This window comes from Corallococcus sp. AB011P, from assembly GCF_003611605.1.
Classification (GTDB): domain Bacteria; phylum Myxococcota; class Myxococcia; order Myxococcales; family Myxococcaceae; genus Corallococcus; species Corallococcus coralloides.
In genome coordinates this window covers 53463-67233 of record NZ_RAVX01000021.1, presented here as the reverse complement: position 1 = coordinate 67233, position 13771 = coordinate 53463, and the positions used below count along the sequence as shown (strand labels likewise).

Genomic DNA, 13771 nt, shown 5'->3' with positions numbered 1-13771 from the left:
TCCCGGCCGTGCTTCCTCCAGCTCAAGGGGGCAGACCATGTACTTCCAGGACCGTGTGGATGCGGGCCGGCGGCTCGCGCGCAGGCTGCTCGAGCGCGGGTACACGGGCGAGCACACCCTCGTCATGGGGCTGCCCCGGGGCGGCGTCCCCGTCGCCTACGAAGTGGCGGCGGCGCTGGGCGCCCCCTTGGACGTCTGCGTGGTTCGCAAGATATGCGCGCCGGAATACCCGGAGCTGGGCCTGGGGGCGGTGGCGGAGGGAGGAGTCGTCTTCCTCAACCGGAAGCTGATGGACGAGATGGACCTCACGGAGGACGACCTCCGCGGGGCCATCCACCAGAAGACCGCCGAGGTGGACACACGCGTGACGTGCTTCCGCCAGGGCACGGCGCCATCGTGGGTGGAGGGAAGGCGCATCATCCTCGTTGATGACGGCATCGCGACCGGAGCCACCGTCCGGGCGGCCCTCCAGGCGCTGCGCGCGCGAAAGCCCGGGCGCCTGATCCTCGCGGTCCCCGTGGCGGACACCCTGACGCTCAACGAGCTGACGCCGCAGGTGGATGACGTGGTGTGCGTGTGCTCCGCCCTGTCGATGTTCGCGATCGGCCAGTGGTACCTCGACTTCCGCCAGGTGCCGGACGAAGAAGTGGTGGAGCTGCTGGCGCTGGCGCGGAGCACCTTCGAGCGGAGTCAGCCCTCGCCCCCCACCGGCTCCGCCCATCCAGAGCCGTCCCGTGGCCTGGGCCCGGAATGACCGGAGGGGAGGCCCGTCGCGAGGGTGGGACGGCGCGGGGACCGGGCCCACGACGAGGCCGCCACACCGCTTCGCACCCTGGCGGAGGCTCCCCACCATGCCAGGCACGGCTGGCTCGGTCCCTTCGAAATGAGGCCGGGCGGAGGGTTGCCGGAAGTGGCGGCCCGGCAGGGCTGGCGCGGCTGGGGCTTCGGGCTGGCCCTGCTGGCCGCGCTCATCCTGGTGGTGGCGCGCGCCTCCGATGAGCGCGAGTTCGCGCGCCTCTTGAAGCAGTCCGCCCCCGCGTGGCTGTTCGTCGCCGTGCTGCTCCAGGCGGCGACATACCTTTCGCAGTCCGCGGTGTGGCGCGCGGTCTTGCGGCGCACGCGCTTCCGGGTGTCCCTGGGCGCCCTCTACGCGATGAGCTTCGCGAAGCTCTTCGTCGACCAGGCGCTCCCCTCCGCCGGCATCAGCGGCGCGGCACTCATCGTCCACGGACTGGAGCGGCGCGGGGTGGCGCGGGGGCCGGTGATGGCCTGCGTGGTGGTGGAGACGATGACCAACTACACCGCGCTCATCCTCGCGCTGCTCGTCGCGCTGGGCATGGCGGACTGGATTGGCGAAGCGCGGACGCTGGTGTGGGGGGCCACGGCGGTGCTCATCGCGCTCAGCGGCGCGCTCATCGTCTTCCTCCTGCGCCTGTCCCGGGGGGACGGCGGTCACCGGCCGCCCCGCGGCTTCGCGCGGATTCCGGGAGCGAGGACGCTGCTGCACGCCCTCTCCGAGGCGCCGCCGGAGCTGGCGCACAGCGCCCGCGTGCTGACCGAGGCGACAGGCTTCAACTTCATCATCCACCTGCTCGACGCGGCGACGCTCTGGGCCCTGCTGCGCGCCATTGGCGTGGACGCGGCGCCCACCAGCGTCTTCACCGCCTTCATGCTGTCCGCGCTGGCGCGCACCCTGGGCGTCATCCCCGGAGGCCTGGGCACCTTCGAGGCGGCCTCCACCGGGGCGCTGACGCTCATGGGCGTGCCCCTGGCCGCGGCGCTCTCCGCGACGGTGCTGTTCCGCGGCTTCAGCTTCTACCTCCCCCTGCTGCCGGGCCTCTGGCTCTCCCGGGGCGAGCTTCGCGAATGACATCCGGCGGCCCGGGTCCGCAGAGGTCGAGGCCGAATTCCAGAAGGCTGCCTTGCCTCACGGACCAGGCGGACTGCTCGCCGTTTAGATGTCCGAAGCTTGCCAAGGCTCTCATGCCTTGAACCCTTCACGGAGCGGGAGGAACCCATGTCTCCACTATTGCTTGCGCTGGCGGTGGACTCTCCAAGCGAAACACTGACAGCGGTCGTCAACTTCGCCGTCGTTGCCGGCGGAGGGGTTGCGTCCATCTTCGGCTCTGTCTGGGGTGTAAAGCGATTACAACGTCAGGAATGGTGGAAGCGAGTCCAGCCGGCTCTCGACTCCCTGGAGGCGGGTCCCGGTGGGCGCCATGAAGCTCTGGGAGCAGTCCGGGTGTCGGGCAGCCCCCGGGCCCTGGTACCGGAGGACGGATTGCCGCAATCCCTCTCAAGTTCCAGCCTTTGATGCCATGCAAACCATCAAGCTGGGACTGGCCTGTCTGCTGTTGCTGGGGAGCCAGGTCGCCTGGGCGCATCCATCGCGTCCGGCCATCTGGGGCGAAAGCGCGATGGTGAAGGTGCGCCCGGAGACGCCTCCCCGCGTCCAGCGTTCCGTGTCGCTGACCGCCGCGCGCAACGAGTTCGTGTCCTTCCAGGTGGTGCTTCACGGAGGCCGGTCGGGGCTGCGGGGCGTGAGCGCCGTCCTGCCGGAGCTGCGCGGGGGCCGGTCGCGCATCCACGGCGGAGACTTGCTGCTCTACCGGGAGGCGCTCCTGGACATCACGACCCCCACGCCTCCGGGGACGACGCCCGGGCGGTGGCCGGATGGCCTGGTGCCGGACGTGGACGAGGTGGTGGGCGAGAAGCGTCTGGCCTTTCCCTTCGACGTGCCCGCGGGCGAATCCCGCGCCGTCTGGGTGGACGTGCACGTGCCGCCCCACGCGCGTCCTGGCACCTACCGCGGCGCCGTGTCGGTGAAGGGTGACGGCTTCACTTCGCGGGTGGAGGTGCGCCTCCAGGTGGTGGATGCCCTCCTGCCGAGCACCTCCTCTTTGCGCAGCGCCTTCCTGCTCTGGCCGCCCCACGTGTGCCGTGCCTTTACGGGCGATCCGGTGTGCCCCGTGGACACCCAGGTGCGCCTCTTGAAGCTCTTCCACCGGATGGCGCTGGAGCACCGCATCACGCTGGCGAGCGGCTTTCCCCGGGAGGTGAACCTGCCCACGTGGGACCTGCCGGACTACGACACGTTCAGCGAGCGCTGGGGGCCGTTCCTCGACGGCTCCGCCCCCAACCGCCTGCCCGGGGCGCGCATGACGGCCTTGCAGTACCTGGGGCCGGCCAATGGTGCGTCGCTGACGGAGTTCCAGACGGAAGCGGACGCGCGCGGCTGGCTGTCGCGCTCGTTCGACTACGTGGGGGATGAGCCGCCCTACGGCTCCACCTGGGAGGCGGTGGCGGCCCGGGCGGAGCTCACCCGCATGTCGGCCCCGAACCTGCGCACGCTGCTGACCAGCACCGTCACCGAGCTGGAGGCCCACGGGCTGCTGGAGGAAATCGACATCATCACCGTGCTGGTGAACTTCATCGACGGAACCCAGCCACCCTACGAGGGCGACCAGCGCCCGAAATACGACGACTTCCTCACCCAACCCAACCGTGAGCTGTGGCTGTACCAGAGCTGCGCGAGCCACGGCTGTGTCGCGGGAGAGCCGCCCCCGCCGGAGAACATCCCCGGCCAGGGCTGGCCCTCGTACATGGTGGACCGCTCGGCGGCCAAGGCGCGCGGCATGCAGTGGCTGGACTTCATCAACGGTGCCAGCGGCGAGCTGTACTACCAGACGGTGGGCCTGCTCTTCACCGCGTGGACGACGCAATTCCGCTTCAATGGCAACGGTGACGGCACGCTCTTCTATCCGGGGCTGCCCTCCGTCATCGGCGGCACCACCGAAATCCCCCTGCCCTCGCTGCGCATGAAGCTCATCCGGCAGGGCATGCAGGACTACGAATGGCTGAAGCTGGTGAGTGACGCGGGCGACCCGGGCTACGCGCGCGCCGTGGCCCGGAAGCTCATCCCGCACGCCTGGGCGGTCCCCGACGACGGTGAGGCCTTCGACCGGGCGCGGCTCCAGCTCATCCGGCGCTACCTGCAGCTGTGCCGCAACCGCGCTACGCCGCCGTAGGCGACGGCGTGCGCAGCCGCGCCGCTCACGGGTCGTAGCAGGGACCGCTCTGGCGGACCTCGACGGTGGACCACTCCGCCGCGGGGCACTGCGTGGCCAGCTCCAGCGCCTCCTCGCGCGTCTTCACGTCGAGGAGGAAGAAGCCGCCGATGATCTCCTTGGACTCGGTGAACGGGCCATCGCTGAAGCTGAGCTTCCCGTCACGCCGCTCCACCCGGATGCCCTCCGCGTCCGAGCGCAGGGAGTCCGCCGCATGGAGGATGCCGCGCGCCTGGAGCGACGCCCCGAAGCTCCGCATCCGCTCCATCCGGTCCGCCGCGACGCGCTTCTCCTCCGCCGTCTGGGGCTTCCCGCCTCCGGTCTGCATCACCACCAGCATGTACGACATGACCTGCTCCTTCCGGGGCGCCGTCAGTCAGTTCCCCACCGCCACGGCGCGAGGACCCTCGTCCACCGCGACGTCCACCGGTGGAGCGGCGGAGGACCAGAGCTGCTCGGGAGGCTCCCCGAACGTGTCCGGCACCGCATGCACGGCGTAGACGCATTCGTGGACGTTGTCACCCAGCTTGCAGAGCAATTCGCTGCGCCCCGAGTGGAGGTCCACCTCGTAGAGCGCGGTGGGACATTGACTGCCCACGATGAAGCGCTGACCTCCCAGCGGCGCCAGTCCACGCGCGAAGGCCCTCGGAGTGCCGGGAATCGTCGCCTGACGCCGCCCGCTTCCATCCAGCTTCTGGCTCACGAGCTGGGAAGAGTGCGTGTCGTTGAAGACGAGCGCGTCTTCGTTCCAGGTCAGGTTGTGGTTGGGAATCTTCACCCCTTCCTGACGCGCCACGATGCGCGCCGGTCCGTCATCCGGAAGCAGCACGCCCAGCCAGGTGGCTGACGAATAGCGGGCGCCCAGGAAGCGCATCGCGAACATGCGCGAGGGCTTCGCCAGCGGGGTGTCCATGCCCATGCCCTTGAGGACCCGTCCGGGAAGGCCCAGCAGGCTCTGGAACCTGCGCGTCGCCCCCGACGCCACGAAGCCGAAGGACAGCAACAATCCTTCCGGCGCGCGCGCCACGCCGTTGATGTGGACGAAGTCGTAGAGCGGCGGAAGCTGCCGCGGATCCCGGTAGTCCACCTCCGCCGCCTCCCCCGCCCAGGCCGCGAGCCCCAACGCCTCTGCCAGCCCCGCGTCCTTCCGCCAGCTCCACGAGCGCAGCAGCCGGCCGTCCCACCCGAGCTTGATCAACGCGTCCGACGCCGTCGCCGTCACCCACACGCCATCCGGCTCCACCAGGATGTCGTGGACCTCGCCGAAGAGCGGATGTGACAATTCCGCCACCTGATTCCACTGCCGGTCGAAGACATACAGCCGGTCCGTCATCGCGATCACGAAGCGGTCCGCGGTGCAGCCCAGGCCCCGCCCTCCCCGCAGCCCTCCCCGGGGGTTGAGATCGTACTGGCGGAAGCGGCTCTCCAGGATGGGCCACGTCTTCAGCACGCGGCGCTCCTTCATGCTGACCCACCGCACGAAGCCGCTGCTCTCACCCGTACCGGAAACACGAACGATGGAGGTCACCAACAAGGTGTCAGACATGGGCGCAGGATCATCCGTTGCAGGGTTGGAGGTTTTCACACGAAACACGCGGATTCCTTTACCATCGGGCTCCTGTGGGCCCAACGCCCGGAAGTGGAAAGGATGGTCGAAGTGAATCCAGGAGTGGAGATCGCCGCGAAGGTGTCATCGCTGGCGTCGCGGGTGCAGGAGCTGATGAAGGCACCGGGACCTGACGCGAACGCGGGAGTGGTGACGTGGCTGCAGGACGTGGAGGCGGCCTGGTCGCTGGTGAAGGACGGCTCGGTGGCGCAGTTGGGGCCGCACGCGACGTCCGCGGACAACCTGCGGCTGGCGGCCCGCGTGGCGGTGGAGCGCCTGCTGCAGATGCCGTGGGTCTCCGGTGAGACGAAGGCCGCGCTCAACGGCTACCTGGAGCGTCACCCCGCGGCGCGTCAGGTGGGGCGCTATCAGTTCTCCTCCGACTGGATGTCCAAGGCCGAGGACGACTGGCGCAAGACGCTGGCGCCGCTCAAGGGCCAGCCCGGCACGCGCGCGCTGGAGATCGGCAGCTACGAGGGCCGCTCCGCCATCTGGCTCCTGGAGAACGTGCTGACGGATCCCACCAGCCGTATCACCTGCGTGGACCTGTTCGCGGCCGAGTACGCGCAGCGCTTCGACGCGAACATCGCCGCCAGCGGCGCGCAGGCTCGCGTGGAGAAGCTGAAGGGCGCGTCGTCGGTGGTGCTGCGCCAGTTGGCGCCGGAGCCCACGTACGATCTCATCTACGTGGATGGTTCCCACCAGGCGTACGACACGCTGGAGGACGCGGTGCTGAGCTGGCCGCTGCTCAAGCCGGGCGGCCTGATGATCTTCGACGACTACGGCATGGCCCAGGCGCAGATCACCCCGCACACGAAGATTGCCCGGCCGGACATCGGCATCGACGCGTTCCTGAGCGCCGCCTCGGAGCACCTGGAAGTGGTGCTCAAGGGCTTCCAGGTCATCATCCGCAAGAACCCGGCCTGAGGCCGGTGATTGGGGCATGGCGCGCTGTCGTCCGCCATGCCCTGTGTTTCACGTCACAGGCCGGACACGTGGCCCTCGGGGCGCAGCGTCAGCACGCCCCGGGAGAACAGGCCCTGTAGCAGCGCCTGGTCGGCCTCGTTCATGTCGCTGAGCACCTGGCCCATGGCGCGATCCAGCGAGGCCTTGAGGATGGCCAGCTCGCGGGGCTCCAGCGTCTGCCGCTCGAAGTCGCTGACCACGCGCCCCGTCTCCTCCTCCAGGCGGCGCACCATGGGGCTCTGCTTCACGACGAGCGACTCGAAGGGCCGGGGCGCTGGCCGCGGCGCGTCCAGGTGCTCCAGGGCCTTGCGCCAGGTGCGCGTGAAGCTGGCCCGGTCGAAGTTGCGCGTGATGAAGTCGCGGCCCCGGGCGCACTCCTGGGTGACGCGCTCGCGCGAGCGGACGTCCTCCAGGATGGCGTTCGCGACCTCCTGGAAGGAGAACGGATCACCAAAGGCCATGTCCACGTTGTCGAAGACGCGGATGCCGTGGCCCGGCGGCACGCTGAAGCGGTTGTTGCCGATGCCGTTCGTGTAGACGGGGCACCCCTGGTAGACGGACTCCAGCGGATAGAAGCCGAAGGGCTCCGGGTAGATGTTGAAGGAGAGCCCGAACTTCGCGAGCTCGAAGAGCCGGAAGAGCGCGGCCTGGTTGAGGAAGCGCACCGGGATGAGCAGGTCGGAGATCTTGAAGCCCATCGCGTCCAGCATGGACCGGGCGCTGCTCACGTCGAACGGGAAGCCGTGCGTGTACGAGTAGTCGATGAGGGCGAAGTCCTCGGCGTCGACGATGAGCCGGTAGCGCGGCCCGTTCGCCTCCCGCGACTGCAGGTTGAGGTGCAGGAGGATGTTGAGGACGGCGTACCAGTCCGGCTTGCGAGGCTGCAGCGCGTGGCCCAGCACGTCGCCCGCGTCCAGCGCCTCCTGGACCTGGGGAGGAAGCTGGGCGCCCTGCATGCGGGAGTCACCGGTGGCGCTGGCGACGCAGGGCAGGCCCGCGTGGAAGTCCACGACCTTGTCGAAGCCGGAAGGATCCAGGCAGGTGCGGCGTCGGACGTCGGGCAGCGTCAGCAGGCTGATGAGCGCCTCGCGCATGTACGGTGAGTAGGCGGTGTAGAGGTCCACCGCGGGATTGCCCAGCCAGAGCGACTGCCCGCCCACGAGCCCATGGAAGAGGACCACGGAGCGGCGCGCGATGCGCGGGCTCGGCGGATGGATCCACAGGCCCATGTCACAGTAGATGGCGAGGTCCGCGGGAGGCTCCGCCAGGATGCGGCGCAGCCGGTCGGCGGTGGCGACGGGCATGGGCGTGTCGGCGGGGCCCAGGCGGTGCTTGAAGTGGGTGTTCACCTCGTGCCCCTGCTCCTTCAGGTCCTCCAGGATCAGGCCATTGATGACGCCGCCGGCGGTCTTGAACGGCTCGGACTCCGTGAAAAGATTGACCCGCTGCTGCGTCATGGCTGGTTCCTCGAGATGGATGGGGGGAAGGCGTCACAGAAGGACTTCAGCACCTGTCGCCACTCGTGAAGGAGCTCGGCGATGGTGTCCGGTCGGAACAGGTCGACCTTGTATTCGAGCGTGGCGATGAGTCCGCCGGGCGTGTCGGAGACCCCGAGCTTCAGGTCGTAGAGCGTCCAGCCCCGGCTGCGCATCAGCGGGCGCACCGCGAGGCCGGGCACCTGGGGGGCGTTGCCTTCGCGGTCGGAGAAGGTGAAGCCGATGCGGCAGAGCCCGGGCAGCACCTGGACCAGCTCCGAGTGGGGCAACCCCTGATGCGCGAACGCCTCCAGGTAGGCCGTGCGGACGCGGGCCAGCGCCTCGCGCGGCGCGAGCCCCTGCTCCATCCGGGTGCGGATGACGAGGTATCCGGCGAACATGCCAATCAACGGCTCCAGCTCCGGGCGCGGACGCTGGGCATGCGCGAAGCCGACGCGGATGTCCTCCTGCTGGGCCCGGCGCGACAGCAGGACCTGGAACGCGGACAGCAGCACCATGAACAGCGTCACGCCTTCGGCGCGGCAGAGCTGCTTCAGCCGGGCGACGAGCTCCGGCGGCAGGACGAGGTCGAGGCTCGCGCCGCGCAGCGACTCCCGCTCCGGGCGCGGGAAGTCCAGGGGGAGCCGCACGTCCTCCGGCGGCCCCGACAGCTTCCCGTCCCAGTACGTCCGCAGGCGCTCCAGCGCACCGTCCTTCAGCCACGCGTGCTGCCAGCGGGTGAAGTCCTGGTACTGGATGGGGAGCTCCGGCAGGGGTGATTCGCGGCCCTCGCGGAAGGCGGCGTAGAGCACCGCGAGCTCGCCCGCGAAGACGGAGAAGGACACGAAGTCCGTCACCGCGTGGTGCATGTTGACCAGCAGCACGTGCTGTTCGGCATTGAGCCGGTACAGGTGGCAGCGAAGGAGCGGTCCGTGCTCCAGATCGAAGGGGCGGTCCATCTGCACGCGAGCGCGGCGCATGGCTTCCGCTTCCCGCTCCGCTTCTGGCAGTGCGTCGAGCGCCTCCACCTCGAAGGGGACGGGACCGGGCGGCAGGATGTGCTGCCGGGGCTTGCCATCCACAGTGGGGAACGTGGTGCGCAGGCTCTCGTGACGGCGGACGATCTCCTCGACGCCGCGCTTCAGGGCGGCCACGTCCAGCATTCCGCCCAGGCCCAATACGACCGGAGACGCGTTGTGCGCGCTCCCGGCGCCGCCCTGCTCCGGAGACCAGTAGACCTCCTGGCTGAACGACAGCGGCAGCGTGTCGGTGGCAGCCGTCCGCACGACGGGCGGAAGCGGCTTCGCGCCCTCCGTGGCACTGGCCGTCTGGAGGAGCTCCGCCAGCGCGATCACCGTGGGACGTTCGAAGAGATCCGCGAGCGCGAGCTCCCTACCGAAGAGCGCCCCGAGCCGTGTCACGACCTGGGTGGCGATGAGGGAGTGACCGCCGAGGTCGAAGAAGTTGTCGGTCAGTCCGACACGCTCCACCTTCAGCAGCTCCGCCCACTGGTCCGCGACGAGCTGCTCCACTGGAGTGCGGGGAGCGGCGAAGACGTGCGCGCGCGGCGTGGCTTCCGCCGTCAGCGCGGGCAGCTTCGAGCGGTCCACCTTGCCGCTGGACGTCAGCGGCAGGGCCTCCAGCGTCCCGTAGGCCGTGGGCACCATGTGCTCCGGCACCCGCTCGCGCAACCATTCACGCAGCGCCGCCGCCTCCACGTCGCCCACCACGTAGGCCCACAGCTTCGTGCCCGTGGCTTCCTTCTTTGCCACCACCGCCGCCTGCTTCACCGCCGGGTGCATAGCCAGTACGCCTTCGACTTCCCCCACCTCCAGCCGCATGCCGCGCACCTTCACCTGCCCGTCGCGCCGGCCCACGTACTCCACGTCTCCGTCTTCACCCCACCGCACCAAATCTCCCGTGCGGTACAGCCGGCTGCCGGCCTCACCGCTGAAGCCGTCCGGGATGAAGCGCTCCGCAGTGAGTGCGGGCTGGCTCAGGTAGCCACGTGCGAGGCCCGCACCTCCCACGTACAGCTCCCCCACCACGCCCACTCCCACCGGCCGCTGCCCTTCGTCCAGCACGTACAACCGCACGTTCCCCAGCGGCTTGCCCACCGTCACCCGCTCCGGTGTCAGCGACGTCGCCACGCTGGCGCATACCGTCACTTCCGTCGGGCCGTAGCCGTTGAGCATCCTCCGGCCTTCACTCCACTTACGCACCAGCGCCGCGGGCACGGCCTCGCCCGCGGAGATGAGCGTACGGATGCCTTCCAGGCCTCCGTCCACCACCTGCCCCAGCACCGATGGCGTCAGCGTCACCACCGTCGCGCCCAGCGCATTCACCGTGCCTTCCAGCGCGCCTCCCGGCATGAGGGCTTCTCGCGGTGCAAGGCAGAGGGACGCACCCGCAGCCAGCGTCGAGAAGACTTCGGCCACCGACGCGTCGAAGCCCGGCGAGGCGAACTGCAGCACCCGGTCCTCTGGCTTCACGCCGTGCGCTTCAGCCACCGCGTGCGCCATGTTGGAGAGACCACCGTGGCGCACCATCACGCCCTTCGGCTTGCCTGTACTTCCCGACGTGAAGAGCACGTACGCCAGGGACTCCGGCACCACCTTCTTCGTGGGCCGCGTCTTCGGCTGCCTCGCCACCTGCCTCGCATCTGCGTCCACGAATGCGAGCACTGCGTTGCCCGTGGGCAGTTCGTCCGCCAGCGCTTCGCGCGTCAGAACCACCGCGACGCCGGACTCTTCCAGCAACTCACCCACTCGCAGCGCGGGCAGCGTCACGTCCACCGGCACGAAGGCGCCTCCCGCCTTCAGCACCGCCACCATCCCCACCACCCACTCCACACTGCGCTCCACCAACAGCCCCACCCGCACCTCCGGGCCCACTCCCAGCCCTCTCAGGTGATGCGCCAGTTGGTTCGCCCTCTCCTCCACCTCCCCGTAGCTCACCCCTCCTGCTTCCGTCCGCACCGCCTCCGCTTCCGGCCGCGCGTCCACCACCGACTCGAAGACTTCGTGTCCGCACTCACCCTTCGGGCCGTACGCCTTCCCCGTCCGGTTCCACTCCTCCACCACCCGCCGCCGCTCCTCCACGCCCATCCACTCCACGTCCCCGACCCGCTGCTCTGGCTTCTCCACCAGCGCCCGCACCACGCGCTCGAAGCCCTCCATCCACCGACGGACCGTCTGCTCCTCGTACAGGTCCGTGCTGTACTCCCACAGCCCCGTCAGGCCTTCCGCTCCCTCCGTGAAGGAGACGATGAGGTCCAGCTTCGCGGTGCCGGTCTCGAAGTCGACGCCCCGCAGGCTCAGTCCCGGCAGCCGCAGCTCCGGCACCGGCGCGTTCTGGAGCAACAGCTTCACCTGGAAGAGCGGCGCATGCCCCAGGCTGCGTTCCGGGTTGATCGCCTCCACCAGCTTCTCGAAGGGCACGTGCTGGTGCGCGTAGGCGGAGAGCGTCGTCTCACGCACCCCGCCGAGCAGCTCTCGGAAGCTCGCTGCCCGCTCCACGCGGGTGCGGAGCACGAGCTGGTTGATGAAGAAGCCGATGAGCCCTTCCACCTCGCGGTGATCGCGGCCCGCGACGTCCGTGCCGATGACGATGTCCTCGCGGCCGGACAGGTGGGACAGCAAGGCGTTGAAGGCCGCCAGCAGCACCATGAACGGCGTGACGCCCTCGCTCCGGGCCAGCCGCCGGACTCCCTCCTGGAGCTCCAGGGGCATGCGCTGCACACGGTGCGTACCCCGGTGGCTCTGCACCGCCGGACGCGGATGATCCGCGGGCAGCTCCAGCAGCGCCGGTGCCCCGTCGAGCCGCGCCTTCCACCAGCCCAGCTCCGACGCCAGGCGCTCCTCGTTCAGCCAGCCGCGCTGCCACGCGGCATAGTCCGCGTACTGCACCGCCAGCTCCGGCAGCGAAGGCTGCTCACCGGTGAGGTACGCCGGATAGAGCTCCCCGAGCTCCCGCAGCAGGATCCCCGTGGACCACGCGTCGGAGACGATGTGGTGCATGGTCAGCAGCAACACATGCTCCGTCTCACCGAGCTTCAGCAGCACCGCGCGGACCAGGGGGCCCTGCGACAGGTCGAACGGCTTCCGGGCTTCTTCCTCCGCCAGGCGGAGCACTTCCGCGTGACGCTTGGATTCGTCCAGCGCTGTGAGTTCGCCCACGACCAGGGGAAGGTGTCCCTCGGCGTGGATCTCCTGCACGGGCGTCTGCCGCGACACGGGGAAGGTGGTGCGCAGCACTTCATGCCGGCGGAGGATCTCCGCGAAGCACCGCTCCAGCACTCCGACGTCGAGTGCGCCTGACAGCCGCACCGCCGCGGGAACGTTGTAGAGCGGACTGCCCGGCTCCAGCCGATCCAGGAACCACAAGCGCTGCTGCGAGAAGGACAGCGGCAGCTCGCCCTCGCGGCTGACGGACGACACCAGCGGCATCGCCGACGCACCTTCGCTCCGTGCGCGGAGTCCCTCGACCCGGGCCGCGAGTAGCTCGACGGTGGGCGCATCGAAGATCTGCTGGAGCGGCAGCTCCACGCCGAACAGCTCACGGAGCCGTGAGACCACCTGGGTGCCAATGAGAGAGTGACCACCGAGGTCGAAGAAGTTGTCGGTCAGTCCGACACGCTCCACCTTCAGCAGCTCCGCCCACTGGTCCGCGATGAGCTGCTCCACTGGAGTGCGGGGAGCGGCGAAGACGTGCGCGCGCGGCGTGGACTCCGCCGTCAGCGCGGGCAGCTTCGAGCGGTCCACCTTCCCGCTGGACGTCAGCGGTAGGGCCTCCAGCGTCCCGTAGGCCGTGGGCACCATGTGCTCCGGCACCCGCTCGCGCAGCCATTCACGCAGCGCCGCCGCCTCCACGTCGCCCACCACGTAGGCCCACAGCTTCGTGCCCGTGGCCTCCTTCCTCGCCACCACCGCCGCCTGCTTCACGCCGGGGTGCGTGCCCAGCACGCCTTCGACTTCCCCCACCTCCAGCCGCATGCCGCGCACCTTCACCTGCCCGTCGCGCCGGCCCACGTACTCCACGTCTCCGTCTTCGCCCCACCGCACCAAATCTCCCGTGCGGTACAGCCGGCTGCCGGCCTCACCGCTGAAGCCGTCCGGGATGAAGCGCTCCGCCGTGAGTGCGGGCTTGCCCAGGTAGCCGCGTGCGAGGCCCGCGCCTCCCACGTACAGCTCCCCCACCACGCCCACTCCCACCGGCCGCTGCCCTTCGTCCAGCACGTACAACCGCACGTTGCCCAGCGGCTTGCCCACCGTCACCCGCTCCGGCGTCAGCGACGGCGCCACGCTGGCGCATACCGTCACTTCCGTCGGGCCGTAGCCGTTGAGCATCCTCCGGCCTTCGCTCCACTTGCGCACCAGTGCAGCGGGCACAGCCTCGCCTGCGGAGATGAGCGTGCGGATGCCGTCCAGGCCTCCGTCCACCACTTGCCCCAGCACCGACGGCGTCAGCGTCACCACTGTCGCGCCAAGCTGCTTCACCGTGCCTTCCAGCGCGCCTCCCGGCATGAGGGCTTCTCGCGGTGCAAGGCAGAGGGACGCACCCGCAGCCAGCGTCGAGAAGACTTCGGCCACCGACGCGTCGAAGCCCGGCGAGGCGAACTGCAGCACCCGGTCCTCTGGCTTCACGCCGTGCGCTTC

The 13771-nt window shown here is 69.7% G+C and carries 8 protein-coding genes; 4 read left to right on the top strand and 4 right to left on the bottom strand.

Features of this window, described 5'->3' with window-relative positions; genetic code table 11:
* The first annotated feature begins 37 nt into the window (after positions 1–37).
* The 3 genes from D7X30_RS34270 to D7X30_RS34260 all read left to right on the top strand — a co-directional run bounded on the left by D7X30_RS34270 (position 38) and on the right by D7X30_RS34260 (position 4028).
* On the top strand, positions 38–754 hold the full coding sequence (locus tag D7X30_RS34270) for a phosphoribosyltransferase (protein WP_120567181.1): 717 nt from the start codon (positions 38–40) through the stop codon (positions 752–754).
* 156 nt (positions 755–910) lie between these two features.
* Entirely contained in the window at positions 911–1870 is a 960-nt protein-coding gene (locus D7X30_RS34265; protein ID WP_158619439.1) for a lysylphosphatidylglycerol synthase transmembrane domain-containing protein, read from the top strand.
* A 448-nt stretch (positions 1871–2318) separates the two neighbouring features.
* Positions 2319–4028, top strand: coding sequence for a DUF4091 domain-containing protein (locus D7X30_RS34260; RefSeq protein ID WP_120567179.1), 1710 nt, complete (start codon positions 2319–2321; stop codon positions 4026–4028).
* Between the two features lie 25 nt (positions 4029–4053).
* Here D7X30_RS34260 and D7X30_RS34255 read toward each other — a convergent pair whose 3' ends face one another.
* Together D7X30_RS34255 and D7X30_RS34250 are read right to left on the bottom strand one after the other, a co-directional pair.
* Positions 4054–4416: a YciI family protein gene (locus tag D7X30_RS34255; protein WP_120567178.1), complete on the bottom strand. Its 363-nt coding sequence runs from the start codon at positions 4414–4416 to the stop codon at positions 4054–4056.
* 27 nt (positions 4417–4443) lie between these two features.
* Positions 4444–5613, bottom strand: a complete 1170-nt coding sequence (locus D7X30_RS34250) for a hypothetical protein (RefSeq protein WP_120567177.1) — start codon at positions 5611–5613, stop codon at positions 4444–4446.
* Positions 5614–5724: 111 nt separating this feature from the next.
* Here D7X30_RS34250 and D7X30_RS34245 point away from each other — a divergent pair, with 111 nt between their 5' ends.
* On the top strand, positions 5725–6600 hold the full coding sequence (locus D7X30_RS34245; protein ID WP_233591962.1) for a class I SAM-dependent methyltransferase: 876 nt from the start codon (positions 5725–5727) through the stop codon (positions 6598–6600).
* Between the two features lie 53 nt (positions 6601–6653).
* On the opposite strand, the gene D7X30_RS34240 is transcribed toward D7X30_RS34245, so the two are convergent.
* Together D7X30_RS34240 and D7X30_RS43710 are read right to left on the bottom strand one after the other, a co-directional pair.
* Entirely contained in the window at positions 6654–8096 is a 1443-nt protein-coding gene (locus D7X30_RS34240; protein ID WP_120567175.1) for a glycosyltransferase, read from the bottom strand.
* A complete protein-coding gene (locus D7X30_RS43710; protein WP_147443389.1) occupies positions 8093–13759 on the bottom strand; it encodes an amino acid adenylation domain-containing protein in 5667 nt (1888 codons plus the stop codon). The genes D7X30_RS34240 and D7X30_RS43710 overlap by 4 nt, the downstream gene beginning before the upstream one ends.
* Positions 13760–13771 lie beyond the last annotated feature (12 nt).